Below are 25,705 nucleotides of genomic sequence, written 5' to 3'. Positions count from 1 at the left end.
GGGAGTGAATGTTGTCGTTGAACAGCAACCCGGGTTTCGTCTCGCTTGCGCGGACCCTGAGCGTGCGCGCGATGCTGGCGATCGCTGCGGCGACGGTGCTCGTGCTGGGCACTTTCTACGCGGTCGCATCGTCGCAGCAACAGCGCAGCGCCGCGCAGTACGCCAATGCGAAGGCGGAAGCGGTCGCACGTTCGCTGGACGTTTTCGACCAGACCATGTACCTCAACGCGGAGAACGTCTTCGGCGTATTCCGCCGCCAGTTCGCGCCGACCTTCGCGCTAGACGAGAAGGGCGACCTGACCAGCAATGGCCTGCCGATCCGCAGCACCATTGAGGTCGATGCCTTCGCGAGCGACTTCCCCGGCGCAAACGCCACTGTGTTCGTCGTGCAGGGTGAGGACTTCCGCCGCGTCACCACGTCGGTGAAGAAGGAAAACGGCGAGCGGGCGGTAGGCACCATGCTCGATCGAAAGAGTGCTGCCTACGCGCAACTGCACCAGGGCAAGCGATTCGTCGGCAGGGTGACGCTGTTCGGTCGCCCCTACATGACTGTCTATGACCCGGTGCAGGACGAAACCGGGCGCGTCGTCGCGGTGCTCTACATCGGCCTGGACATCTCGCGCCAGCAGGCCTCGCTCGGTGAAGCGGTGAGTGCCACGCGCGTCTTCGACACCGGCGGGCTCTACATCGTCGACCCCAAAGGAACGGCCGATGGCGCGAGCCTCGTGTTTCACCCGACGGCGGCGGGCAAGCCGCTCGCCGACGTGCTGCAGGGCAAGGCGCCGGATTGGGCCGAGCGCCTGAAGAGCGATGACGCTTTCTGGATCGACGATGCACCCGCCGTACTGGTGCCCGGCGCAACGGACGCGCGACATGCATCGGTGGCACGCAGCCGGCTGACCGGCTGGCTGGTGGTTGCGGAAGTTCCCCAGTCGGAAGTGCTGGCCGACCTCTATCGGCAGTTGACATGGCTTGGTGGCTTCATCGTCGTCGCGGCGGTGGTGCTGTGCGTCGGGCTCGTGCTGTTCATCCGTCGCACGGTGCGGCCGTTGAGCGATCTCGGCAAGCATGTCGGCGCGATCGGGGAGGGTGACCTGTCCACCCCGCTGAGTTCGAAGCGCCGCGACGAGATTGGCGTGATCACGCGCGCGGTCGATGCCATGCGATTGGGTCTCGCCAATGTGGTCGGCGAGGTGCGCCACGGCACGGATACGATCGCGACGGCGTCGAGCCAGATTGCATCGGGTAACCAGGACCTGTCGTCGCGCACCGAAGAGCAGGCGAGCTCGCTGGAAGAGACCGCTGCTTCGATGGAAGAGCTCACCAGCACGGTGAAGCAGAACGCGGACAACGCACGCCAGGCGAACCAGCTTGCGGTGTCGGCTTCGGAAGTCGCAATGCGTGGTGGCAGCGCAGTGTCGCAAGTGGTCGACACGATGGGATCGATCAACGCCTCGTCACGGAAGATCGTCGACATCATCAGTGTCATCGACGGCATCGCGTTCCAGACCAACATCCTTGCGCTCAATGCAGCCGTTGAAGCCGCTCGCGCAGGCGAGCAGGGCAAGGGCTTTGCAGTGGTCGCATCGGAAGTGCGCAATCTGGCGCAACGTTCCGCAGCAGCAGCGAAAGAGATCAAGGGCCTCATCGATGACTCGGTGGGCAAGGTCGAAGAAGGCAGCAGGCAGGTCGCCGAAGCCGGTCGCACGATGGACGAGATCGTCGAGAGTGTGAAGCGGGTGACCGACATCATGGGCGAGATCACTGCGGCGAGCCAGGAACAGACCTCCGGCATCGAACAGGTGAACCAGGCCATCACGCAGATGGATCAGGTCACGCAGCAGAACGCCGCGCTTGTCGAGGAGGCCTCGGCCGCCGCGCAAGCACTCCAGGAGCAGGCCGGAAGCCTTTCGCAGGTCGTTGGCGTCTTCAAGCTGTCGCGCGAAACGTAACGGTGTCTACAGTTTTGATCGCACCTGCCGATATGAGAACGATTGCGCTGGCGGCCGACCGCCAGTCCCGAAATTCGAATCATTGAAGGAAAGTGCGATGAAATTGAAGGATCTGAAAATCGGTACGCGCCTGGGCATCGGCTTCGGCGCCATGCTGCTCCTGATGGCGCTGATTGCCGGCACCGGCATGCATCGTCTGTCGAACGTGGGCCATGCGACCGAGGACATGGTTGCAGGCCCTCTGGCCAAGGAACGCATGGTGGCGGAATGGGCAAAGAACCTTGCCGCCAGCATCGTGCGGACTTTTGCGATCGTGAAGGCGACCGACCCGGCGACCGAGGCCTACTTCAAGAAGGAACTCGCCGCCGGTCAGGCCATCATCAATCCGCTCCAGAAGAGGATCGAAGAGATCATGGTCACGCCGGAAGAGAAGAAGCTCTACGGCGAAGTGGCCGAGGCACGCCGCAGCGTGCTCGAGATGCTGGGCGCGATGAACAAGCTCAAGGCCGACAACGACATCGATGGCGCGAACAAGCTGGTCGATGGCCCGTTCGCCGCAGGCCTGTCGAAGTACGAGAAGGCGGTGGGTGCACTGGCCGACTACGAGCGCGCGCAGATCGACGGCGTCGCCGCCGGAATCCAGACGGACCATCTGGACGGCCGCAATGCACTGATCATGCTGTCGCTGATCGCATTCGCGCTCGGCGCCTTCGCTGCCTGGCGTCTGACGGTCGGCATCGTTCGCCCGCTGGGCGAGGCGGTGTCCGTGGCCGAGACCGTGGCGTCCGGTGATCTGGGCAGCCGCATCGAAGTCCAGAGCCGCGACGAGACGGGTCAGTTGATGCATGCGCTCAAGGAAATGAACCAGAGCCTCGCACGTGTGGTCGGCGAAGTGCGCAACGGCACGGACACGATCGCGACGGCGTCGAGCCAGATTGCATCGGGTAACCAGGATCTGTCTTCGCGCACCGAAGAGCAGGCGAGTTCGCTCGAAGAGACCGCGGCCTCGATGGAAGAGCTCACCAGCACCGTCAAGCAGAACGCGGACAACGCGCGTCAAGCCAACCAGCTTGCCGTGTCGGCATCGGAAGTGGCAGTGCGCGGCGGCAGTGTCGTCTCGCAGGTGGTCGACACCATGGGCTCGATCAACGCCTCGTCCCGCAAGATCGTAGACATCATCGGCGTGATCGACGGTATCGCGTTCCAGACCAACATCCTTGCGTTGAACGCGGCGGTCGAAGCCGCTCGTGCCGGTGAACAAGGCCGTGGCTTCGCAGTGGTCGCTTCCGAAGTGCGCAACCTCGCACAACGCTCGGCAGCCGCAGCCAAGGAGATCAAGGCCCTCATCGGCGATTCGGTCGAGAAGGTCGAGGAAGGCAGCAAGCAGGTCGCCGAGGCGGGCCGCACGATGGACGAGATCGTCGACAGCGTGAAGCGCGTGACCGACATCATGGGCGAGATCACTGCAGCAAGCCAGGAGCAGACCTCGGGCATCGAACAGATCAACCAGGCCATCACGCAGATGGACCAGGTGACGCAGCAGAACGCGGCGCTGGTCGAGGAAGCAGCTGCCGCAGCCGCATCGCTGCAGGAGCAGGCCGGCAGCCTCACGGGCGCTGTGAGCGTCTTCCGCCTGGAAGGCCGCTGAACCGAAATGCGCGTCAATCACCCGATCACTGATAACGAATACCCGCTGCCGCAGGACGCAGCGCTGGTTTCCCGCACGGATCTCAAGGGACGGATCAGCTACGTCAACCCGACTTTCGTCGAGGTCAGCGGCTATACCGTCGAAGAGCTCATGGGCAAGGCGCATAACATCGTGCGCCACCCGGACATGCCGCCCGAGGCCTTCGCCGACATGTGGGACACGCTCGGGCGTGGTCTGCCGTGGACCGGGCTGGTCAAGAACCGTCGCAAGAACGGCGACTTCTACTGGGTGCAGGCCAACGTCACGCCGGTGCGCCGCAACGGGGCGACGGTGGGCTACATGTCCGTGCGCAGCCGGCCCGATCGCGCCGATGTCATGGGCGCCGAACAGGTCTATCGCCGGATCCGCGAAGGCAAGGCCGACGGCCTGAAGATCGTGCAGGGCGAAGTGGTCTTGCCGGGCTGGTCCAACCCCATCGGCCGCCTGCGCCGCATTCCCGTGCGTCGCCGCGTCTTCGCGGTGACGAGCGTCGCGGCCGTGCTCACGCTGGGCTTTGGCGCGGCTGCTTGGTCGGAGGCCGCTACGCTCGCGGCGAAGTCAGGCGCGCAAAGCTGGCTGCCCAACCTCATTGCTACGGCCACTGTCGGTGCGACGCTCGCGTGGGCCGGGCTGGGCTACTTCCTCGGTCGCACCGTCTTCCGTTCGCTCGATCAGGCATTGGATGTGGCGCGGGCCATTGCCGGCGGCGCGCTGGTCAAGTTCGAGATCCGTCCGGAGGACGAGACCAAGGACTTGCTGCGCGCACTCAACCAGATGAGCGCCAACCTCTGCGCCATCGTCGGCGACGTCGGCGTCAACGTGTCGGGCGTGATGAGCACGTCCGGCCAGATCGCGACCGGCAACCAGGACCTTTCCGCGCGCACCGAGCAGCAGGCGAGTTCGCTGGAGGAAACTGCCGCGTCGATGGAACAGCTCACCAGCACGGTGAAGCAGAACGCCGACAACGCACGCCAGGCCAACCAGCTCGCGGTGATGGCGTCGGACGTGGCGGTCAAGGGCGGCAGCGTGGTGTCGCAGGTGGTGGACACGATGGCCGCGATCGATGCCTCGTCGCGAAAGATCGCCGACATCATCAGCGTGATCGACGGCATTGCCTTCCAGACCAACATCCTCGCGCTCAATGCCGCAGTGGAAGCGGCGCGCGCAGGCGAGCAGGGCAAGGGTTTCGCCGTGGTCGCGGCTGAAGTGCGCGGGCTTGCGCAGCGTTCGGCGACGGCGGCCAAGGAGATCAAGGGGCTGATCGACGACTCGGTCGGCAAGGTCGGCGCGGGTACCGCGCTCGTCGGCGAGGCCGGCAAGACCATGGAAGAGATCGTCGGCAGCGTGAAGCGCGTGACCGACATCATGGGCGAGATCACCACCGCGAGCCAGGAACAGACCGCGGGCATCGAGCAGATCAACCAGGCCATCACGCAGATGGATCAGGTCACCCAGCAGAACGCGGCACTCGTCGAACAGGCTTCGGCCGCCGCACAGGCGCTGCAGGAGCAGGCCGGCGGGCTCGTCGACGCGGTCAGCGTGTTCAAGCTGGAGCACAACTAATTCAAGTGAAGTCAAGGAAATGCAGATGAAGACAACCGATACATCGAAGGCCGACAAGCCGTTGGAATTCCTGTCGTTCACCCTCGGCCACGAGGAATACGGCATCGACATCCAGAAGGTGCAGGAGCTGCGCGGCTATGACGCAGTCACGCGCATCGCGAACGCGCCCGATTTCATCAAGGGCGTGGTGAACCTGCGCGGGATCATCGTGCCGATCATCGACATGCGCATCCGCTTTGGCATCGGGGCGCCGAGCTATGACCAGTTCACGGTGGTGATCGTGCTGAACATCGGCGGTCGCGTGGTGGGCATGGTGGTGGACAGCGTCTCTGACGTGATCACCTTGTCGCAAGAGCAGATCAAGCCGGCGCCCGAGATGGGTTCCGCCTTGGACACCGACTACCTCATCGGCCTGGGCACGCTCGACGAGCGGATGCTGATCCTCGTGGACATCGACCGGTTGATGTCCAGCGAGGAAATGGGCCTCGTCGAAGCCGCAGCGGCCTGAACATCATGAAATTCCTGCCCAACGTACGCATCGGCACACGCCTGGCCATCGGCTTCGGCATCGTGCTGGCACTCACGATCCTCTCGAGCGCCTTCTCCCTGGTCACGGCCAGGAGCAACGCGGAGGCCACGCGGCGCATGATGGAAAGCCCGCTGGCCAAGGAGCGGCTCATATCCGACTGGTACGTGCTGACCTACTCGGCCATCGCGCGGACCTCGATGATCGCGAAGACCACCGACGAGACCCTGCCGGTCACCTTCGCCGACGTGATCTCCGACAGCGTGAAGAAGGGCAGCGAGACCATGGCGAAGGTCGAGGCTCTGCTGGTCGTCGACGCGGAGAAGGCGATGTTCAAGTCCATCGTCGAACTGCGCGCCAAGTACCAGGCGGCCAAGGATGCGGTGAGCAAGGCCAAGGCCTCCGGCAACGCGGCGGAAACCGAGCGCGTATTCAAGGAACAGTTCCTGCCCGCGGCCAAGGCCTATGAAACCAGCGTGCTGGACCTGCTGTCGATGGAGCGCAAGGCCATCAACGACATGAGCCAGGCGATCGACGCCGCGAATGCCCGTGCGCTCCAGATGCGACTGGTGCTTTTCGTGTTGACGATGGTGTTCGGCGTGGGCTTCGCGATCCTGATCTCGCGCAGCATCGTCAAGCCGCTCGGCGAGGCGGTGAAGGTTGCCGAGACGGTCGCAAGCGGTGACCTGAGCTCACGCATCGAGGTGGAGTCCAGGGACGAGACCGGTCAGTTGATGCGTGCGCTCAAGGAGATGAACGACAGCCTTTCGAAGGTGGTGGGCGAAGTGCGTACAGGCACGGACACGATCGCAACGGCGTCGAGCCAGATTGCGACGGGCAATCAGGACCTGTCTTCGCGTACCGAAGAGCAGGCGAGTTCGCTCGAAGAGACGGCAGCGTCGATGGAAGAGCTCACCAGCACGGTGAAGCAGAACGCGGACAACGCGCGTCAGGCCAACCAGCTTGCGGTGTCGGCTTCTGAAGTGGCTGTGCGCGGTGGCAGTGTCGTCTCGCAGGTGGTCGACACGATGGGTTCGATCAATTCGTCGTCGCGCAAGATCGTCGACATCATCGGCGTGATCGACGGCATCGCGTTCCAGACCAACATCCTTGCGCTCAATGCTGCCGTGGAAGCCGCCCGCGCAGGCGAGCAGGGCAAGGGCTTCGCGGTGGTCGCATCGGAAGTGCGCAATCTGGCGCAACGTTCCGCAGCAGCAGCGAAAGAGATCAAGGGCCTCATCGATGACTCGGTGGGCAAGGTCGAAGAAGGCAGCAGGCAGGTTGCCGAAGCAGGTCGCACCATGGACGAGATCGTCGACAGCGTGAAGCGCGTGACGGACATCATGGGCGAGATCACTGCGGCAAGCCAGGAGCAGACCTCGGGCATCGAGCAGATCAACCAGGCGATCACGCAGATGGACCAGGTGACGCAGCAGAACGCTGCGCTGGTGGAAGAAGCGGCTGCCGCAGCAGGCTCGCTGCAGGACCAGGCCACGAGCCTCGTTCAAGCCGTCAGCGTGTTCCGTCTGGACTCGCACGCGCAAGTCAAGGCTGCGCCCGTGGCGAAGCGTTCGCCCGCCGTCGCACCGAAAGGCCGCGCAAAACCGGCACCCGTGGCGCGCAAGGAAGTGAAGACCGAACCCCAGCTCGCCACACATGGCGGCGCGGGCGACTGGACCGAGTTCTGAACCTTAAAGAAAAAGATCATGAAAACATTTGCCAACCTCCGGATATCAGCCAAGCTGCTGGTGTCGTTCATCGCGGTGCTTGCATTGACCGTCGTCGTCGGTGTGATCTCGATCGTGCAACTCTCGAAGGTCAACGCCATGTCGACCGAGATCACGACCAACTGGATGCCCGCCACGCGCACCCTGCTCGAGATCAAGGGCCTCATGGCGCGCTACCGCTCGATCGAGTTGCAGCACATCCTCTCGGACACGCTGACGGAGATGTCGGAGTACGAGAAGTCGATGACCACCACCTGGGGCGACGTTCAGAAGAATCTCGTTGAATACGAGAAGCTCGTCTCGGAGCCCGAGGAACGCGAAATCTTCCCGCTCTACAAGAAGGCCCTCGCGCAATACGCCGCGGAGCACGAAAAGGTCGTCGCGCTCTCGCGCGCACAGAAGAAGGATGGTGCCACCGCGGTGATCCGCGGCGAGTCGCTCAAGATCAACCGTGACCTCAACGAGATGGTCGACAAGCTGGCGGCGGTGAACCTCGCCGGCGCCGTCAAGGCCGACAACACGGCCGAGGCGGTCTACGCCAGCGCGCGGGTGTGGGTCATCGGCCTGCTGATCGGCAGCATCGTGGTGGGTCTGTTGCTCGCGGTCACCATTGCACGCGCTGTCTCCAAGCCGCTGTCGGATGCGGTGAAGGTGGCACAGTCGGTCGCCGCCGGCGATCTCACCAGCCGCATCGATGCGCAGACCAAGGACGAAACCGGCATGCTGCTGGCCGCGCTGAAGGAGATGAACGGCAGCCTCGTGAAGATCGTGAGCGAAGTTCGTACGGGCACCGACACGATCGCGACGGCGTCGAGCCAGATCGCTTCGGGCAACCAGGACCTGTCTTCGCGTACCGAAGAGCAGGCAAGCTCGCTCGAAGAGACCGCAGCGTCGATGGAAGAGCTCACCAGCACCGTGAAACAGAACGCGGACAACGCGCGTCAGGCCAACCAACTTGCCGTATCGGCGTCGGAAGTGGCAGTGCGCGGCGGCAGCGTGGTGAATCAGGTCGTGGACACGATGGGCTCGATCAATGCGTCCTCGCGCAAGATCGTGGACATCATCGGCGTGATCGACGGCATCGCGTTCCAGACCAACATCCTGGCGTTGAACGCGGCGGTCGAAGCCGCACGTGCCGGTGAACAAGGCCGTGGCTTCGCAGTCGTGGCCTCCGAAGTGCGCAACCTCGCACAACGCTCGGCAGCGGCGGCCAAGGAGATCAAGACCCTCATCGACGACTCGGTGGGCAAGGTCGAGGAAGGCAGCAAGCAGGTCGAAGAAGCGGGTCGCACGATGGATGAAATCGTCGAGAGCGTGAAGCGCGTGACCGACATCATGGGCGAGATCACAGCGGCGAGCCAGGAGCAGACCTCGGGCATCGAACAGATCAATCAGGCGATCACGCAGATGGACCAAGTGACGCAGCAGAACGCCGCGCTGGTTGAAGAGGCGGCTGCAGCAGCAGGTTCGCTGCAGGAGCAGGCCACGAGCCTCGTGAAGTCCGTCAGCATCTTCCGCCTCGGCAGCGACAACGACGCTGCCCGCGTGATCGCGCAAGCGCGTGCCAAGAGCGTGACTGCGGCATCGCCGCGCACCGCGAAGCCTGCACCGGCCGCGAAGTCGGCATCCGCAGCGCAGCCGCAGGCCGCCGCACGCACCGAACCCTCAGGCGACTGGACGGAATTCTGACCGCGCCACGGCACCGCTGGTCTTCAACATCCGCGCAAGGCTGCCGATATAGAGGAGGAAGGCATCGCAACGATGCCACCTCCCGTCGAATCCTCTTCACACAGGTCAAAAGAACATGTCAGGAAGCTTGTTTTACACGGGTCTGAGCGGCCTCAGCGTAGCGCGTACCTCGCTGATGACCACGGCCCACAACACAGCCAACGTCTACACCGCGGGCTACAGCCGCCAGGTTGCGCAAGTCTCGACCACCAGCGCGCTGGCCACCGGCTCCGGCTACATCGGCAGCGGCGCGCGCGTCACCACCGTCACGCGCAGCTACGACGCCTATCTCACCGCGCAGCTCGCCAGCGCGCAATCCACCTCGGCCGCTCTGAGCGCCTACAGCACGCAGATCGACCGGATCGACTCGCTGCTCGCCGACAAGACCGCTGGCCTGAGCCCGCTGATGCAGAGCTTCTTCACTGCGGTGCAGGGCGTTGCGAACACGCCGTCCGATTCGGCCGCGCGCCAGCAGCTCATCAGCTCGGCGCAGTCGCTGGCGAACAAGTTCCGCTCGACGGACCAGTACCTCTCAGACCAGAACTCGGCGGTCAATGACCAGATCGTCGGCAGCGTCGCCCAGATCAACACCTATTCCAGCAAGATCGCGAGCCTCAACCAGCAGATCAGCATGATGACCGCCGTTGCCGGTGGTCAGCCGCCGAACGACCTGCTCGACCAGCGCGACCAGCTCGTCAGCGAACTGAGCCAGATCGTCGACGTGAAGGTGCTGGAGCAGGACAACGGCAAGTACAACGTCTTCATCGGTTCCGGCCAGTCGCTGGTCGTCGGCGACCAGGCCGCGACGATGCAGGCCGTGAATTCGTCCGCCGACCCCACGCGCAAGGCCCTCGCGCTCGTCGGCATCGCAGGCAACGTGCAGGAGCTGAACGACAAGACCGTCACCGGTGGCTCGCTGGGCGGCCTCCTGGCCTTCCGCAACGAATCGCTCATCCCCACGCAGAACGCGATCGGCCGCCTCTCGATGGCGCTCGCGAGCGCGGTCAACGACCAGCAGAACCTCGGCGTCGACCTGAACGGCGTGCTCGGACAGGACTTCTTCACCACCGCCGCGCCGGGTGTCTTCTCGAACGCCAAGAACAGCGGCGACCTCGTGCTCACCGGCACCATCGCCGATGCCGGCCAGCTCACCACCAGCGACTACTCGGTGCAGGTCAAGGACGTGTCGGGCACGCTGAACTACATCGTGACCCGCATCTCCGACAACCAGTCCGTCGGTACCTACACCAGCTTCCCGATCACCTTCGACGGCGTGAGCCTCACCGCCGCCAGCGGCACTGCGCAAGACGGCGACACCTTCCTCGTGCAGCCGACGCGCTACGGCGCGCGCGACATGGACGTGCTCGTCAAGGATCCCGCCAAGGTCGCGGCCGCATCGCCGGTCATCACCGGCACGACGGCCTCCAACCAGGGCTCGGGCGCCATCACCACCGCGACCGTCGACAGCAGCTACCTTGCATCGCCGCTGGCCGCGAACGTCACGCTGAGCTATGACGCCACGACGAACGAACTCTCGGGCTTCCCCGCGACGTCGGCCGTCACCGTGACGCTGTCGAATGGCACGTCCACCACCTACGCAGCCGGCACGCCCGTGCCCTACACCGCGGGTGCGAGCATCAGCTTCGACGGCATCTCCGTCACCATGAGCGGCACGCCCGCGCAAGGCGACACCTTCACCATCAACAAGAACGTCGCCGGCGTTTCGGACGGCAGCAATGCACTGCTGATGGGCGCACTCCAGAAAAAGGCGCTGGTCGGCAACGGCACCACCACCTTCAACGGCGCGTATTCGCAGCTGGTGAGCGAGGTCGGCAACAAGTCGATGGAGATCAGCACCGCCAGCACCACGCAGGACAGCGTGACCAGCCAGATCAAGGCGGCGCAGCAATCCATCTCCGGCGTGAACCAGGACGAGGAAACGGCCAACCTGCTGATGTTCCAGCAGATGTACCAGGCCAACGCGAAGGTGATCCAGACCGCATCGACCATCTTCGACGCGATCCTCGCCATCAGTGCCTGATCGTCATTGACCCATAGATTCAAGGAGCCGTGATGCGCATCAGCACCAGTTCTTTCTACGAACAGAACGTCAAAGCCATGGGTCTGCAGCAGCAGAACCTGTTCCGTGTCCAGCAGCAACTCTCTGCAGGGACCAAGTTCCTCACCGCCGGTGACGATCCGGTGGCCGCCGCGCGCGCGCTCGGCGTCAGCGAATCGCTGGCCGAGTCGTCGCAGTACGCGACCAGCCGCGACCGCGCGTCCCTTGCCCTGTCGCGCGAGGAAACCGCGCTCGACAGCGTGACCAACATCCTGCAGAACATCAAGACGCTCACCGTGCAAGCCGGCAACGGCACGCTGTCGGACGCCGACCGCGCCGCACTCGCGACCACCATCCAGAGCAACCTCGACCAGCTCGTCGGCATCGCCAACTCGGACGACGGCAACGGCCAGTTCCTCTTCGCAGGCTACAAGAGCGCATCCGCGCCTTTCGTGCAGCAGGCGGGCGGCGGCGTGCAGTACATCGGCGACCAGGGCCAGCGCCTGATGCAGGTCGATGCAGCACGCCAGATGTCCACCGGAGACGATGGGCGCACCGTGTTCCAGTCCGTGCAGGGCGGAGCGGGCTATGTCACGTCGAGCGGCAACAACACCGGCTCGGGCATCTACGGCACCATCGGCATCACGGACGCGACCGACCCCAACTACGGCAAGGACTTCCAGATCAGCTTCCTCGGCGGCAACTACACGGTTACCACCAACGACACGCCGCCGGTCGTCGCGGCAACGGGCGCCTACACCGAGGGCTCGCCGATCAGCTTCGGCGGCCTGCAGATCAGCATCACCGGCACGCCGGCCGATGGCGACACCTTCAACGTCACCACGGCCAAGAACGCCGGCACGGACATCTTTGCGTCGATCAGCGCACTGGTCACTGCCCTCAAGACGCCGCTCACCGGTGGCGGCGCCACGGCGCAGGCCAATCTGCAGAACGCACTGAGCACGGCCAACGTCAAGGTCACGAACGCGCACGACAACGTGCTGACGGTGCTCTCGTCGGTGGGCTCGCGCATGTCCGAACTCGATTCGCTCAACACCAGCGGCTCATCGCGCGACCTGATCGACAAGGGCTACCTGTCGGACATCCAGGACCTGGATCCGACAGCGGCCATCTCCGAGTTCTACCAGCGGCAGACCTCGCTGCAGGCCACGCAGATGACCTTCGCGAAGCTGAACTCGATCGCGCTGTTCAACTACCTCTGAGGCATCCGGGAATTTACGCGCCGCGCGCGATTCTTTGCACCGTTTTTATGCGCGGGCGCCCAGACTGTGAGGCATCTTCACAGGAGAAAGGTGCCCATCAATGGCTTACGCCGCTTACCGCGATCACGAGGTGCTTGAACAGGTGCGCGTCCCGCGCCGTCAGGTTCAGCGCTTTCAGGTCTTGCATCTCACCGTTTGCTGCGCCGATGCCTGGCGGGTGCGCCAGGCCGTCGCGGGCTGCGCGGGCGCAGGCGTGGTGCGCTGCGAATTGCTGTTGAACGAAGGCGCCGGCACCTGCGAGTGCATTGCGCCGCGCGCGAGGTTGATGATCCGGCTCGCGCCTTCGAGCTACCTCGAGGTGCTGCAGGCGCTGATGCGCGCGGTGCCTTCAGGCGAAGTGGGTCCGATGATGAACTGGCGCGATCACCTGCGTCGGTGCGGACTCGATGAAGCTGCTATCGGATGAACAGGCAGACGGTCACCGCGAGTGCGACGCCTGCAAACACGAACCTCGCAACCGAAGGAAAACCCCGTTTCACCGGCTCGTGCGTGCGGTCGGCGCGATTCAGGGCAACGAAGCTGCTGAAGGTCTGCGTGTCGGTTGATCGATGTGCCATACGGGCGATTGTGCGCAAGCGCGTTCCATCCATCCAAGGAGAAAACGCACACCTTTGTCCTCAAATTTAAGTGGCGTAGGCCCCGTCGTCATATGCAGCCGCGTAGGTGGACCAGTCCTGTTGCACCTGCGCTGCGGCTTCGATGGACGCTTCGAGCATCCGTGCTCTCCACTTGCTGCGCTTGCCGAAGTCCACCAGTTCATCGGCGATGCCCGAGCCTTCGCGCCCCGCGCTTCGCAATTGGGCCCAGGCCACGAGCTTCGCCATCACGGTGATCACGCCCTCGAGGTCGGCCGCGCTTTGCGCCGACTTGCCTCCCAGTGCCACGCGGTCCTCGGTCGGCTGAAGCGCGCGCAGAACGTACGGAGACCCGCTCACGACCACGGGCTGCAGGAAGGCCATGGACACCGCCTGTACGCGGCGCTGGAGCGTCACGACGCGGTGGGCCTCCGACTTCCATTTGGGCTGTGCGACCTTCAGATGCGGAACCAGCGAAGACGGCATGGCCTGCTTCAGATCCAGCACATAGTTCCCGTCGGGTGAGCCCTTGCCCTCGACCAGAATCGCGTAGCGGTCGACACCGAGGCTGCCCGTGCCAGCGATGCGACGGGCTACGTCGAGAACGTCATAGAACTTCGGGTTCGTCTGCCCCGTGGCGAACTGCTGGATGACCTGCGCGGCCAGCGCCCGTTGCTGATCGGATGCGGGCAGCGCCTTCTTGCCGTCCGTTCGCAGCATGCGTCGACGGCCCTTCATGTCGGTGCGGCTCGCGAGAAACTGAGTGCGCTGACGCTCGCGCAAATCATCGAGCAGCACGCGAACCAGGCCCTGCGCGGTGTCGCGTTCCACCCAATAGGCCTTGCCGGCGCAAAGCGCGGACGCATAGCTCTCGATGAAGACTTCGCAGAGCTTGCGCGCTTCACGGGATCTGACGGCGATGCTTTCAGCACCCACCCGAAGACTCGTCAGGAACCGGATCAGGTCCCAGCTCGCGGGTGCCAGGGCGGCCTCGTCGAAATCGTTGATGTCGAAATAGACAAGCCGGTTGTCGCCCTTGTAGCTGCCGAAGTTCTCCAGGTGCAGGTCGCCGCAAACCCACGTCAGCGGCGCCGAGCGCGGTGCGCCGATTCGAGAGAGCCGGTCATAGAAGAGATGGCAGGTACCTCGAAGAAACACGAACGGGCTGGACCGCATGTTCTGGTACTTGAGCTTCAGCCGGTCCGGGTCGCGGCCCTGATTGAAGGATCGGATCTCACGCACGACATCCATCACGCACCTCCTCTTCTGAGGCATCGATCGCTCTCGCCGGGACGATACGCGAAACGACAAAGGGTCGTGCGCAATTCGTCAGGGAACACTCAGTCTTGATCCCGCATAGTGTGGAGATGCCACGCATGTCCCAGAGAAGCAGACGCCTGAAGGTCATCAAGAACGCACGTCCTCCATCGGCAGGAGTCGTGCTCCAGCATGCGGCGTCAGCCGCGCTTGCCGTGGCGATCATCGCCGGGATGCATTCCATCCATTCGCTACTGAATCACTGATGCGTACGGCGTCATAGGTTCAGAGGATTCGCCGGATGGGGCGATCTCCTAAGGTCGGGCAATTGACGTTGTCGAAGGAGATGGCCGATGCCCCATTCCCCAACTGCGAACAGGGACGATCAGGCAGCGGGGCCTGATGAGGTGGAGCGATCGACATGGTGGTGATCGCGCTGCTGGCCCGGCGCGAACTGGCGGTTCCGCCGTGGATTTATCTGCTCCTCGTGTGGAGCGCCTCGCTGCTTTCCCTCGGCTGGGTATCACGAGGGCTTGGGTGAGGGGCGCGCTGCGGCTTGCCGCGCGGCGGTATCCGCCGTGCCGATCCAGCGGCTGATCTTGTCGCCCTTCAGTACGAAAACGTGAACCCACTCGCTGTCGAACGGGCTGCCATCGGGGAGTGGTCTGACGCGTTCCCAGCCCAGCACCGTCACGTGATTCGGCCCTGCAAGGAATTCGCGCGGCTCGAACTGCTGGATGTCATCGTTCTGCGCGAGGGTGGCGAACCAGGTCTCCACCGCCTTCTTGCCAGTGAACTTCCCCCCGTAGGGAAAACCGGTGGCCGGGCTTGCGTGGAACTGCCACTCGATATCGTCGGTGAGCGCGGCGAGGATCGCCGGGATATCGCCGCGCCCGAAGGCGGCATAGGCTTGCTGAACGACTTCTGTGGGACTGCTCATGGTGCATCCTCCGTTCGCAGTGAAGCCTTGAAATTCTAGTCACGCCCCTTTGCATTTCAACCGGTCGAGGAGGATTCAGTGCCGGCTCCCGCTAGGGTCGGGCTGGAGCAGGCTCGACAGTGCGTCCGAAACCATTGGCGAGCGAAAGGCAGCGTTGTGGCTGGCACCCGGAACGACCTCGAAACGGGCGTTCACGCCGTGCGCCTGCAGCGCTTCGACGTAGTGCCTGGCCAGGTCGGGCGAGGTGTTGTCGTCGCTGCCGCCAGTGATCGCAACCACCTGCACGGGCGGCTTGATGGGGTCCGTCCAGCGCATCGGGTTTTCGCTTTGCGTCCAGGCCTTGCGGCCGGCGCGCCAGCTCACCAGATCGCAGGGACAGGCCACCAGCAGGTCGGCGTCCGACAGGCCCGGCATCATGCCCATGAGATTGGCAGCCGTCGCCGCCCCGCCCGAATGACCGACGATCACGACGCGTTGGGGCTTGAAGTGATCCTTGAGTTGGGTGATCGCGGCGCCTACCGCCTGCATGTTGGCGCGCGTGTAGTGGTCGCGGCGCCCGTTGTTCGTTCCGCTGGAGTGGCGGCCCTCATCGTCTTCGTAGCCGGGGCGGACCAGGGCGACGCTGAGCACGCCTTCGGCAGAGAAGCGCGCAGCCGCTTCCTTGGCGGCCGCATAGTGATAGACCGCCGGTCCGCCTGACGAGACATCGCCGTGCAACCAGACCACCAACGTGCGGGGCGCGTCGGTCGCGCCGAAGCGCGCCATCACCAGGCATTCGTCGCCCGCGCTGACAAAGTGTTCGAAGTCCTGAACTGCGCAGCCCGCGGCGAGGGCGGGCGCGGCGCCGGAGAACAGACCGAGCGCGAACAGCCATGAGAGGAGCGACTTCTTCATCGTGGAGTGTTGCGTTGGAGGCCGGAAAGCATAGCGTCAGCGCCCAGATCATCAACAAGGCGGATGACGAAAGCTGCCGGCGCTAATTCTCAACTCAGAATTGCGTCGGCATCATGGATGGTTCTTGCGCGCCAATAAGAAGGAAGCGGAGGTGCACCATGTCCAATCGCGCTCACAGGGTAGCCGTGTGCCGATCGAGCCTGATTCCCTGCGCCGCAGCGGCGCTGGTGCTCTGCGGTTGTGGAGGCGGTGGCGGTGGTGCAAGCAACACGGCAGCGTTGCTTGCGACTGCGGTGGCACCTGCGGCCGTGGCGCCGTCGGACGGGACGCCGCCCGTTACCGTGGCGGCCGTGCGTGCCGGCGTCTCACCGTTCATCGCGTTCGTCGACCTGCAGTTGTCAGGTGCAGCGGCGCCAACCTCGGTGCACTACCGCATCGAGGCAAAACCGGGAACCGTGTCGCGTCCCGTCGACGTCAGCTACGCGATGGCTTACCTGCAGCGGCGAGGCTATGCGGTTGCGGGCAGCAGCACCATCACGGTGCCCGTCTTCGGTTTGTATTCGAACTACGCGAACCAGGTCGATGTCGATGTGCAAACCACTGACGGACAGACTGAGGAGTTGAGCGTCGAGGTTGAAACGGCTGCCTATAGCGATCCGAATGGCATCTACGACCGGCCGGTGGTCATGAAGGCTCGCGCAGCCGGCGATTCGCTGGGTTTCAACTACTTCTACATGAAGTCCAACCTTGGCAGTCCGGTGGTCGTCGACACCGACGGGCAGATGCGGTGGGCGGTGCCGTCCCCGATGCCGTCTCCCTCGTCTCTGTTCGTCGATGACCGATTCGTCATCGGCGACAGCACACCGATCGAAACCCGGCGCCTGGAGCTGGACGGAACGGCAAGCGAGTCGCTCTTGGTCGCGACCGACATCATCGACTTCCATCACAACATCGATCCGGGCAAGGTCGGCCTGCTGGCCGAGGTCGACACCGCGCTCAACGGCGTGACGAACATCGAGAGCGTGCTCGTCGAAGTCGACCGGAACAGCGCCACCATGCTCGCGCGATGGGACTTGGCCGACATCCTGTCGCGCTACATGCAAAGCCAGGGCGATGACCCGACGTCGTTCGTGCGACCGGGCGTCGACTGGTTCCACATGAATGCGGCAACCTACGATCCGAGCGACGACTCGCTCATCGTCTCGAGCCGCGAGAACTTCATCGTGAAGATCGACTACGCGAGCGGCAATCTGATCTGGATCCTCGGCGACCCCACGAAGTACTGGCACACGTTCCCCTCGCTGGCGGCGAAGAGCCTGACGCTTGCGGCGGGCGGCCTGTACCCCATCGGGCAGCACGCCGTCTCGATCACGCACGACGGACTGGTGCAGGTGTTCAACGATGGCCTGGGCTCCGTCAATCAGCCGGCCGGCGCGCCGGTGGGAGAGAGCCGCACCTACAGCGCGGTTTCAGCCTACTCGATCGATGCGGCGCATCAGGCTGCGACGGAAGTCCGACGCTTCGACAATGGCCAGAGCATCTACTCCAGCATTTGCTCGAGCGCCTACGAGGCGCCGGTGGGCGCGTCCATGCTGATCAGCTATGCGTTCGCGGACAACGGCACGCACGCGCGGCTGATCGGTTTGGACGAGAGCCAGAACGTGGCATTCGATTTCGAATACCCAACGATCGGATGCAACACGAGCTGGAACGCGCAGCCGATTCCGTTCGAATCGATGACCTTCAGCCAATAGCTCCCATCAAGTCTTTGCGGTGGTCGGATCGGCCTTGCGTGCCGTTTGCCTGAACGACCGCACGCGCGGGATCAACATGCCGACCTGCTGGCGATAGGCGCGATACCGCTCGCCGAATTGCGCCAGGAGGTCGCGCTCCTCGAATGCGATGCCGATCAGGATGTAGGTACTCAGCCCGGTCGCGAACAGCAATCGCCCGAAGGTCATGACAGGCACGGACCAGAAGCTGATCAGGAAGCCCACGTAGAGCGGATGGCGCACGTAGCGGTAGAACAGCGGTGTCCTGAATCCGCTCTGCGGCGGGGGCCGGCCCGTCAGCTCGGCGAAGACCTGTTGCAAGCCGAACAGCTCGAAGTGGTTGAGAAGAAACGTGCTCACGAGAACAATCAGCCAGCCGAGCCCGAACAGGCCCCATAGAAGCGCGACGATGGCCCGGTGCTCGACCTGCCAGACGACGGGCGTCGTGATCGGCACCCAGAGCCAGAACATCAGCGCCAGGACGACACAGGTCGCCACGACGTAGGTGCTGCGTTCGACGACCGCGGGAACCATCCGCGTCCACCAGCGCTTGAAGCCTCTGCGGGCCATCACGCTGTGCTGGATGCCGAAGAGGAGCAGCAGCAGCAAGTCGGTGCCGACGGCTTGCATCCAGCCTGCGCTCGGGCCGATGTCGACCGACTTGGGGACCCACAGATTGCCGCTGAAGCCGATGAGATACAGCAGGGTCGCCGTGGACGCCAGGTAGGCGATCAGGCCATAGAGAAACGACAGCAGTGCGCGCACGGTGAACTCCTTGTGCAACTGAAAGCACCACCGTAGACGCCGGGCGTCCCTTGAGCGTCCCTGTGCAGCGCCGCTGCACCGGGGCTATAAATCGCTCGATGCCTTCACGCGCCCGATCACCCGTCAGCGAACTGCATGCCCTGGATCTGCATGTCTTCGGCGTGCCCGCGGTCGTGAGGCAGGGCCATGAAGTCCCGCTTTCGCTCAAGCGCGCGTTCGCGCTGCTGGCCTATCTCGCCTTTCACCCGGGGCCGGTGCCCCGGGCCCACCTGGCGACGCTTCTCTGGCCGGATGCCGATGAAGCGCAAGCCCGCACCCGCCTGCGCAGACTCGTCTACACGCTGGAGGAGTCGGTGGAATGCAGGTCGTTTTCGACCGACAACGATTACCTCGCGCTTGCGCCGGGGGTAATCGAGACCGACGCAATCCGCTTTGCCCGATTTGCGCGCAATGCAGTTGCCTCGGAAGCGTTCGACGAAGCCACCCTGACCGAAGCGCGCCGATGGATCGCCGACGCGCGGCGTCCGCTTCTGGAGGGCATCAGGCTTGGGTCCGAAGCGTTCGACGACTGGCTCAAGGCGATCTCCATCGAGCACGAGCACCTTCTGGCGCGTCTGCTGGAGCGGGTCATCGATGCACTGGCCCGGCGCGGCGAGTTTGCGGCGGCGTTGGACCTGGCCGAGACGCTCCTGGCGCTCGATACCTTCCGCGAACCGAGCTACGTCCTCCTGATGCAGCTGCACGCCCTCCAGGGCCACAGCGCGGGTGTCGAGGCCGCATACACACGCTGCGCGGACGTGCTGCGCGCGGAGTTCGGCATCGGTCCCGGTCCGCAGACCGAGATGGCGTACCTGCGGATGACCGAAGACCTCAAGCGCTTGTGGTCCAACCGGGTCGTGCGACCCAGCGTGCGGTTCGCCGAAAGCGCCGCCGGGGCGATCGCCTATACGGTGCTCGGGTCAGGCGAACAGGCGCTGGTGGTGTGCCCGGGATTCGTATGTCATATCGAGATCGCCCTCGAGCATCCGCCGATACGGGCATGCATCGACGCACTGGCAGAGCGGTTCCGGGTCGTCCTGTTCGACCGGCGCGGGATCGGCATGTCCGAGCGATTGCACGCGGCGAGCACGCCGGCTGCGCTGGCCCAGGACATCTCGGCCATCCTGGATGACGCGAAGGTGCCCGGCGCATGGCTCTTCGGTTCGTCCGAGGGCTGCCTGGGTGCGATGCGACTGGCCGTGGATCAACCGCGTCGCGTCTCGGGGTTGTGCCTTTTCGGCGCGCTGGCGCGTGGATCCGCCGCGCCGGACTATCCGTGGGCCTTGCCTGCGGCTGCGTACGACGTCTGGCTGAAGCGACTCGTGGCCGGATGGGGCGGTCCCGTGGGCATCGAGACCTTTGCGCCGGGCGAGCAGGATGACCCTGCGGTGCGCGCATGGTGGGCTCGCCTCGTGCGGCACGCTGCGTCTCCAGGCGGGCTGGAGGCCATCCTGTCCGGCCTGCGTGATGCCGACATGCGGCCGGAACTCGGGCGCATCGGGGCGCCGACACTCGTGATGCACCGGCGCGGCGACCGGGCCGTCCGGTTCGAGGCGGGCGAGCATCTTGCCCAAAAGATTCCCGGCGCGGTCTGGCAACCGCTCGAAGGCATCGATCACTTCTGGTGGGCTGGCGACAGCGAGCCGGTCATCGAGGCGATATTGAATTTCTCCGCCGGACCCCAGGGCAGGCGTAGCATTCCGTCATGACTCCATCCCTGATTGCGGCGCTGTTCTTCACGGTGGCGCTGCTCGTCATCACGACCTACTTCATCTTCGGGTCCGTGCCGCTGCTGATCCTCAAGCACGACACACCCATGGATTCGCGGTTCGTGCAGGGCTTCTTCGACACCTACTACCGGATCGCGATGTTCACCGCCGGCGCGACCGCCGTGAGCTACGTGCTGGCCGGGCGGCTGGCCTTTGCGGCGGAAGCCGCGGCCCTTGCCGTATTGGCGTTTGGCTTGCGCCGGACGGTCATCACGAAGATGAATGCGGTCCGTGCCCAGATGCAGGTGGATGAGACCGGTGCCATACGCACATTTCGCCAGGTACACATCGCCGCAATCTCGATCAACCTGGTTCAGCTTGTGCTGATCGTCTGGACGCTGATCGCCGTTTCCATGGCGCAGCGATAGCTGGCGCGGGGAATCCGCTCCCCTTCAACTTTTGCCGCGGCTGCCGATAACCCGTTCTGGATCTTTATTGAACGGAAAAGCCATGGTTTCAGCAGTCGGCAGCAGCGGCGCCGCATCGGGCGGCGGCAGCAACATCAGCGCGCAGATCGCAGCGCTGCAACGGCAACTGACTTCGCTGCAGAAGCAGTTGACCAAGCTTCAGAAGGGCGACAGCACGCAGGACACCCAGATGCAAGAGAACCTGCTGGCCAGGCAGATCACGCTGATCCAGGCCGAAATCACTGCGCTGCAGGCAGCCGCGACGCAGAAGAGCGCAATGCAGGGTGCCGAGGCAGCGAGTGCCTCGCAGGTCAAGTCGGGCTCGGTCTCCGGCAGCCTGGTCGACACCAAGGCCTGAAGTCGAGCCTTACCAGTTCCACAGCGTGCCGTCGTGCTGCAGGCGGTTGACCGGCAGGTAGGCGCGCTTGTAGGGGTACTTGGCTGCCAGTTCCTCGTCGATGTCCACGCCATGGCCCGGCACGTCGCCGGGGTAGAGCATGCCGTCCTGGAAGGTGTAGGCGTGCGGGAACACGGCGTCGGTCTCGTCGGTGTGGCGCATGTACTCCTGGATGCCGAAGTTCGGCACCCACAGGTCGAAGTGCAAGGCTGCGCCCATGCACACCGGAGACAGGTCGGTCGCGCCGTGGCAGCCCGTCCGCACCTGGTAGAGCGAGGCGAGGTCGGCAATCCGGCGAAGCTGTGTGATGCCGCCTGCGTGGACCACCGTCGTGCGGATGTAGTCGATGAGCTGGTTCTCGATCAGGCCCTTGCAGTCCCAGATGCTGTTGAAGATCTCGCCGACTGCCAGGGGCGTCGTGGTGTGCTGACGGATCAGGCGGAAAGCGTCCTGGTTCTCGGCCGGCGTCGCGTCTTCCATCCAGAACAGGCGGAAGGGCTCCAGGTCCTTGCCCAGGCGTCCGGCCTCGATGGGCGTCAGGCGGTGATGCACGTCGTGCAGCAGGTGATGGTCGTAGCCCAGCTTCTCGCGGATGCGCTCGAATAGCTTGGGCGTGTGCCGCAGGTACTTCTCGGTCGACCAGTCATGCTCCGAGGGCAGGTCCGCATCGGCAGGCTCGTAGAACAGCGTGCCCTTGCCGACGCCATAGACCTTCTCGAGACCCGGCACACCGCTCTGCGCGCGGATCGCCTTGTAGCCCGCGTCGGCGTAGCGCAGCACTTCGTCGACCGTGTGTTCGATGTCGCTTCCGTTGGCATGCCCGTAGACCATCACGCCGGTGCGGCTCTTGCCGCCGAGCAGTTGGTAGAGCGGCAGGCCTGCGGCCTTGGCCTTGATGTCCCACAGCGCCGTGTCGACTGCGGCGATGGCGCTCATGGTGACCGGGCCGCGCCGCCAGTAGGCGCCCTTGTAGAGAAATTGCCAGATGTCCTCGATCTGGTGCGCGTCGCGCCCGATCAGGCAGGGAACGACATGGTCGGTGAGATAGGACGCGACCGAGAGTTCGCGGCCGTTGAGCGTGGCATCGCCGATGCCGGTCAGGCCTTCGTCGGTCTCGATCTTGAGGGTCACGAAGTTGCGGCCGGGGCTGCAGACGATGACGCGGGCGTTGGTGATCTTCATGGAGATTCCGTGTGTGGGGAGGATGTGTTCAGCCGTTCCAGCCGAGGTGGCCCAGGAAGTCGCGGGTGCGCTCGACGGTGGGGCTTTCGAAGATCTGCGAGGGTGGTCCCTGCTCGATGATGGCGCCGGACTCGAACACCACCACCCAGTCGGCCACGCGGCGTGCGAAGCCCATCTCGTGCGTGACGACGATCATGGTCATGCCTTCCTGCGCGAGCTTCTGCATCACGCTGAGCACTTCGCCGACGGTCTCCGGGTCGAGCGCGGAAGTGGGTTCGTCGAACAGCATCACTTCGGGCTCCATCGCCAGTGCGCGCGCGATGGCCACGCGCTGCTGTTGTCCGCCCGAAAGATTGGCCGGGAAGTTGCCCGCCTTGTTTCCGAGGCCGACCTTCTCCAGCAGCGCCTGGGCGCGCCGGCGGGCCTCGGCCTCGGGCATGCCCAGCACGGTGATCGGGCCCATCGCCACGTTGTCGAGCGCCGACTTGTGCGGAAAGAGCTCGAAGCTCTGGAACACCATCCCCATGCGGCGGCGCACCTGCCGCACCTCGGATTCGCGCGTGGGTAGCGGCACGCCGTCGACGAGCACGCGGCCGCCGTCGATCGTCTCGAGCGCATTGGTGCAGCGCAGGAGCGTGGACTTGCCTGAGCCCGAGGGGCCGATGAGGCACATGACCTCGCCCTTGTGCACCTGCAGCGACACGCCTTGCAGGGCAACGAAGTCCCCGTAGAGCTTGCGCACCTTCTCGTACACCAGCACCGGCGGCTGGTCGGCGTTCTTGCGGTTCATTCCTTCACTCCATAACGGCGGTGGATCCAGTCCACCAGCTTGGCTTGCGGGTATCCCATCAGCCAGTAGATCGCGGCCATGGCGGTGAGCATCTCCAGCACGCGGAACGTCTGCGCGCGGACCTGCATGGCGCTGTAGGCCAGCTCGCCGACCGCGATCACCGAGACCAGCGAGGTGTCCTTGAACAGCGAGATCCAGGTGCTCGCGATCACCGGCAGGATGCGGCGTGCCGCCTGAGGGATCACCACCTTGAACATCGCCTGCCGGCGCGACATGCCCATTGCCAGGGCCGCTTCCATCTGGCCCTTGCGGATCGAGTTGATGCCGGCGCGGAAGGTCTCGGCGTTGTAGGCCGACACGTTGCACACCAGTGCCACCAGCGCGGTGGTGAGCGGCGAGAACTGCACGTCGGCCGCCATCGGCATCACATAGAACACCCAGTAGATGACCAGGATCAGCGGCAGGTTGCGGAAGAACTCCACGAAGGCCAGCGACAGGTTGCTCAGCACGGGGTTGGTCGACAGGCGCATCAGCGCCAGCACGATGCCGCCCGGCACGGCCAGCAGCATGGTGACGACGGTAAGCACCACGGTCAGCGCAGCGCCTTGCAGCAGTGCCTCGCGATGTGTCCAGACGACGGACCAGTCAAATTGCATGGTGTCCGTCCTCGTTCATGAACGACCCAAGTGGGCCACGCGCTGGTAGAGCCTGTCCACGCCGCGGGTCACGGGGAACAGGATGCAGAAGTAGGCGACCATCACGGCGGTGTAGACCTCCACCGGCCGGTAGCTCTGGCCGGCGACGGTTTCGGCGCTGTGCATCAGCTCGGGCACGGCGATCACGGTCGCGATGGCAGTGTCCTTGATCGCCATCGTGAGGATGGAGCCGAAGGCCGGCAGCATCCGGATGGTCGCTTGTGGCAGCACCACCTTGCGCAGCAACTGGGCGCGCGACATGCCCAGCGCCAGCGCGGCGCGCGTCTGCCCCGGCCGCACCGACTCGATGCCCGCGCGCATCACCTCGGCTGCGTAGGCGGCGATATGCAGCGTCAAAGCCACCAGTGCGGCCCAGAAGGGCGGCAGCGTGATGCCCACCAGGATGGGAAACGCGAAGTACATCCACACCAGCACCACCAGCACCGGAATGGCGCGCATGGTGTCGATGTAGAACACCAGCAGCGGCCGCAGCCAGTTCGGGCCGTACAGGCGAAGCAGCGCGATGAAGAGGCCTGCCAGCATGCTGGTGATCGCGCTGACGATGCTCAGCGCGACCGTCACACCCAGCCCGCTGGCGAAGAAGCGCCAGTTTTCGGCGATCGGGGAGAAGTCGAAGTCCATGTTCTCTGCTGCCCGGGTCAGAAGGTGACCATGACCTTCATCGCGCGATGGCGATCGGCTGCGAGTTCGAAGGCCTCGTGCACTCTTGCGACGGGAACGGCAGCCGTGAGCAGGGGCGAGACATCCACCACGCCGCGCGCGAGGTAGTCCACCGACCAGGCGTACTCGTCCACGAAGCGGAAGGTGCCCACGTACGAGAGGCTCTTGACCATGATCTGGTTGAAGGGGCATCCCTCGCTGCTGCCATTGAGCGTGCCGATCTGCACCACCGTGCCGCGAGGGCGCGTGACGCGGATGCAGTTGCCCAGCGCGCTGTAGTGGCCGGCCGCCTCGAAGCTCACATCGACCTGGCCCTTGCCCGCGGCGAGTGCGTCGAGGCCTTGCGGGTCGGCGGCGATGTTGATGGTCTGCGTCGCGCCCACTTGCGCGCATGCGGCCAGCGTGTGGTCCACGATGTCCACCGCGATCAGCCGGCTGGCGCCCGCCAGCTTTGCCGCCATGAGCGTGAGCGCGCCGATCGGTCCGGCGCCCACCACCATCACGGTCTTGCCCAGCAGCGAGCCTGCGGCGTGCACCGCGTGCAGTGCCACCGCCAGCGGCTCGCCGAAGGCGGCGATCTCGAAGGGCAGGTCTGCAGGCACCGGCACGCACTGGAACGCTTCGACGACGACCTGCTCGCGCATCGCGCCCTGCATGTGCGGCCAGCGGCTCGCGCTGCCGAAGAAGTGCACGTTCTCGCAATGGTTGGAGGCGCCCATGCGGCAGAAGCGGCAGGTGCCGCAGGTGCGCGCGGGGTCCAGCGCCACGCGGTCGCCCGGCTTGACGTGCGTCACTTGCGCGCCCACTTCGAGCACCTGGCCGGATGCTTCGTGGCCCGGCGTGAGCGGCGCGCGGATCACGAAGTCGCCCACGCGGCCGTGCTGGAAATAGTGCAGGTCGGAGCCGCAGATGCCAACGGCCTTCACCGCCACGCGAACCTGCGTCGGTGAAATCGCTTCGGGCGCGACGTCGTCCACGCGCAGGTCGCGCGCAGCGTGAATGGCACAGTTCAGCATG

24 protein-coding genes are annotated in these 25,705 nt (G+C 64.7%); 14 read left to right on the top strand and 10 right to left on the bottom strand.

The features are described from left to right. Positions 1 to 8: 8 nt before the first annotated feature. The 9 genes from FHW64_RS17785 to FHW64_RS17745 all read left to right on the top strand — a co-directional run bounded on the left by FHW64_RS17785 (position 9) and on the right by FHW64_RS17745 (position 12,931). Positions 9 to 1,952: a methyl-accepting chemotaxis protein gene (locus FHW64_RS17785; protein WP_184528573.1), complete on the top strand. Its 1,944-nt coding sequence runs from the start codon at positions 9 to 11 to the stop codon at positions 1,950 to 1,952. Between the two features lie 97 nt (positions 1,953 to 2,049). Beyond that, positions 2,050 to 3,600: a methyl-accepting chemotaxis protein gene (locus FHW64_RS17780; protein WP_184528571.1), complete on the top strand. Its 1,551-nt coding sequence runs from the start codon at positions 2,050 to 2,052 to the stop codon at positions 3,598 to 3,600. A 6-nt stretch (positions 3,601 to 3,606) separates the two neighbouring features. After that, positions 3,607 to 5,202, top strand: a complete 1,596-nt coding sequence (locus FHW64_RS17775; protein WP_184528569.1) for a PAS domain-containing methyl-accepting chemotaxis protein — start codon at positions 3,607 to 3,609, stop codon at positions 5,200 to 5,202. 19 nt (positions 5,203 to 5,221) lie between these two features. After that, positions 5,222 to 5,710, top strand: a complete 489-nt coding sequence (locus FHW64_RS17770; RefSeq protein ID WP_184528567.1) for a chemotaxis protein CheW — start codon at positions 5,222 to 5,224, stop codon at positions 5,708 to 5,710. 5 nt (positions 5,711 to 5,715) lie between these two features. Beyond that, entirely contained in the window at positions 5,716 to 7,416 is a 1,701-nt protein-coding gene (locus tag FHW64_RS17765; protein ID WP_184528564.1) for a methyl-accepting chemotaxis protein, read from the top strand. Between the two features lie 18 nt (positions 7,417 to 7,434). Next, on the top strand, positions 7,435 to 9,144 hold the full coding sequence (locus tag FHW64_RS17760; protein ID WP_184528561.1) for a methyl-accepting chemotaxis protein: 1,710 nt from the start codon (positions 7,435 to 7,437) through the stop codon (positions 9,142 to 9,144). Positions 9,145 to 9,259: 115 nt separating this feature from the next. Then, positions 9,260 to 11,224 (top strand): flagellar hook-associated protein FlgK, encoded by a 1,965-nt coding sequence (gene flgK, locus FHW64_RS17755; protein ID WP_184528559.1) that lies wholly within the window; start codon positions 9,260 to 9,262, stop codon positions 11,222 to 11,224. A gap of 32 nt (positions 11,225 to 11,256) precedes the next feature. Next, entirely contained in the window at positions 11,257 to 12,465 is a 1,209-nt protein-coding gene (gene flgL, locus FHW64_RS17750; protein ID WP_184528558.1) for a flagellar hook-associated protein FlgL, read from the top strand. Positions 12,466 to 12,565: 100 nt separating this feature from the next. Next, positions 12,566 to 12,931: a hypothetical protein gene (locus tag FHW64_RS17745; RefSeq protein WP_184528556.1), complete on the top strand. Its 366-nt coding sequence runs from the start codon at positions 12,566 to 12,568 to the stop codon at positions 12,929 to 12,931. On the opposite strand, the gene FHW64_RS17740 is transcribed toward FHW64_RS17745, so the two are convergent. Together FHW64_RS17740 and FHW64_RS17735 are read right to left on the bottom strand one after the other, a co-directional pair. Next, a complete protein-coding gene (locus tag FHW64_RS17740; RefSeq protein WP_184528554.1) occupies positions 12,921 to 13,082 on the bottom strand; it encodes a hypothetical protein in 162 nt (53 codons plus the stop codon). The two genes, FHW64_RS17745 and FHW64_RS17740, sit on opposite strands and share 11 nt — an antisense overlap. Before the next feature lie 66 nt (positions 13,083 to 13,148). Continuing rightward, positions 13,149 to 14,354 (bottom strand): DUF2252 domain-containing protein, encoded by a 1,206-nt coding sequence (locus FHW64_RS17735; protein WP_184528552.1) that lies wholly within the window; start codon positions 14,352 to 14,354, stop codon positions 13,149 to 13,151. 122 nt (positions 14,355 to 14,476) lie between these two features. Here FHW64_RS17735 and FHW64_RS17730 point away from each other — a divergent pair, with 122 nt between their 5' ends. Beyond that, positions 14,477 to 14,623: a hypothetical protein gene (locus tag FHW64_RS17730; RefSeq protein WP_184528550.1), complete on the top strand. Its 147-nt coding sequence runs from the start codon at positions 14,477 to 14,479 to the stop codon at positions 14,621 to 14,623. Between the two features lie 257 nt (positions 14,624 to 14,880). Here the strand turns inward: FHW64_RS17730 and FHW64_RS17725 are convergent, their stop codons facing one another. Both FHW64_RS17725 and FHW64_RS17720 read right to left on the bottom strand, forming a co-directional pair. Next, on the bottom strand, positions 14,881 to 15,297 hold the full coding sequence (locus FHW64_RS17725; RefSeq protein WP_184528548.1) for a nuclear transport factor 2 family protein: 417 nt from the start codon (positions 15,295 to 15,297) through the stop codon (positions 14,881 to 14,883). 75 nt (positions 15,298 to 15,372) lie between these two features. Beyond that, positions 15,373 to 16,191: a S9 family peptidase gene (locus FHW64_RS17720; protein WP_184528546.1), complete on the bottom strand. Its 819-nt coding sequence runs from the start codon at positions 16,189 to 16,191 to the stop codon at positions 15,373 to 15,375. A 158-nt stretch (positions 16,192 to 16,349) separates the two neighbouring features. Between FHW64_RS17720 and FHW64_RS17715 the strand changes: the two genes are divergently transcribed. Next, on the top strand, positions 16,350 to 17,945 hold the full coding sequence (locus FHW64_RS17715; RefSeq protein WP_184528544.1) for an aryl-sulfate sulfotransferase: 1,596 nt from the start codon (positions 16,350 to 16,352) through the stop codon (positions 17,943 to 17,945). A gap of 6 nt (positions 17,946 to 17,951) precedes the next feature. Here the strand turns inward: FHW64_RS17715 and mddA are convergent, their stop codons facing one another. After that, complete coding sequence (gene mddA / locus FHW64_RS17710; RefSeq protein ID WP_221210374.1) at positions 17,952 to 18,728, bottom strand: methanethiol S-methyltransferase; 777 nt, start codon at positions 18,726 to 18,728, stop codon at positions 17,952 to 17,954. Positions 18,729 to 18,790: 62 nt separating this feature from the next. On the opposite strand from mddA, the gene FHW64_RS17705 reads away from it, so the two are divergent. From FHW64_RS17705 to FHW64_RS17695, 3 genes are all read left to right on the top strand, one after another. Further along, positions 18,791 to 20,476: an alpha/beta hydrolase gene (locus FHW64_RS17705; protein ID WP_184535973.1), complete on the top strand. Its 1,686-nt coding sequence runs from the start codon at positions 18,791 to 18,793 to the stop codon at positions 20,474 to 20,476. Continuing rightward, complete coding sequence (locus tag FHW64_RS17700) at positions 20,473 to 20,904, top strand: hypothetical protein (RefSeq protein WP_184528539.1); 432 nt, start codon at positions 20,473 to 20,475, stop codon at positions 20,902 to 20,904. The genes FHW64_RS17705 and FHW64_RS17700 overlap by 4 nt, the downstream gene beginning before the upstream one ends. A gap of 82 nt (positions 20,905 to 20,986) precedes the next feature. Then, entirely contained in the window at positions 20,987 to 21,301 is a 315-nt protein-coding gene (locus FHW64_RS17695) for a FlxA-like family protein (RefSeq protein WP_184528537.1), read from the top strand. Between the two features lie 9 nt (positions 21,302 to 21,310). Here FHW64_RS17695 and manD read toward each other — a convergent pair whose 3' ends face one another. Genes manD through FHW64_RS17670 form a run of 5 tightly spaced genes read right to left on the bottom strand, consistent with a single transcriptional unit; the run spans position 21,311 to position 25,704 of the window. Then, on the bottom strand, positions 21,311 to 22,522 hold the full coding sequence (gene manD, locus FHW64_RS17690) for a D-mannonate dehydratase ManD (RefSeq protein WP_184528535.1): 1,212 nt from the start codon (positions 22,520 to 22,522) through the stop codon (positions 21,311 to 21,313). Positions 22,523 to 22,550: 28 nt separating this feature from the next. Further along, positions 22,551 to 23,312 carry an amino acid ABC transporter ATP-binding protein gene (locus tag FHW64_RS17685; protein ID WP_221210375.1) on the bottom strand — a complete coding sequence of 254 codons (762 nt, stop codon included), beginning with the start codon at positions 23,310 to 23,312 and terminating at the stop codon, positions 22,551 to 22,553. Beyond that, on the bottom strand, positions 23,309 to 23,968 hold the full coding sequence (locus tag FHW64_RS17680) for an amino acid ABC transporter permease (protein ID WP_184528533.1): 660 nt from the start codon (positions 23,966 to 23,968) through the stop codon (positions 23,309 to 23,311). Before FHW64_RS17680 ends, FHW64_RS17685 begins: the two co-directional genes overlap by 4 nt. A 15-nt stretch (positions 23,969 to 23,983) precedes the next feature. Beyond that, entirely contained in the window at positions 23,984 to 24,649 is a 666-nt protein-coding gene (locus FHW64_RS17675; RefSeq protein WP_184528531.1) for an amino acid ABC transporter permease, read from the bottom strand. A 17-nt stretch (positions 24,650 to 24,666) separates the two neighbouring features. Continuing rightward, on the bottom strand, positions 24,667 to 25,704 hold the full coding sequence (locus FHW64_RS17670) for an L-idonate 5-dehydrogenase (protein WP_184528530.1): 1,038 nt from the start codon (positions 25,702 to 25,704) through the stop codon (positions 24,667 to 24,669). Between the last annotated feature and the right edge of the window lies 1 nt (position 25,705).

Origin of the sequence: Variovorax sp. Sphag1AA (genome assembly GCF_014192575.1) — a bacterium.
In the GTDB taxonomy this organism is placed as follows: Bacteria; Pseudomonadota; Gammaproteobacteria; order Burkholderiales; family Burkholderiaceae_C; genus Variovorax.
Note: the sequence above shows the minus strand (reverse complement) of the source record. Positions and strands in the feature narration are given on the sequence as shown.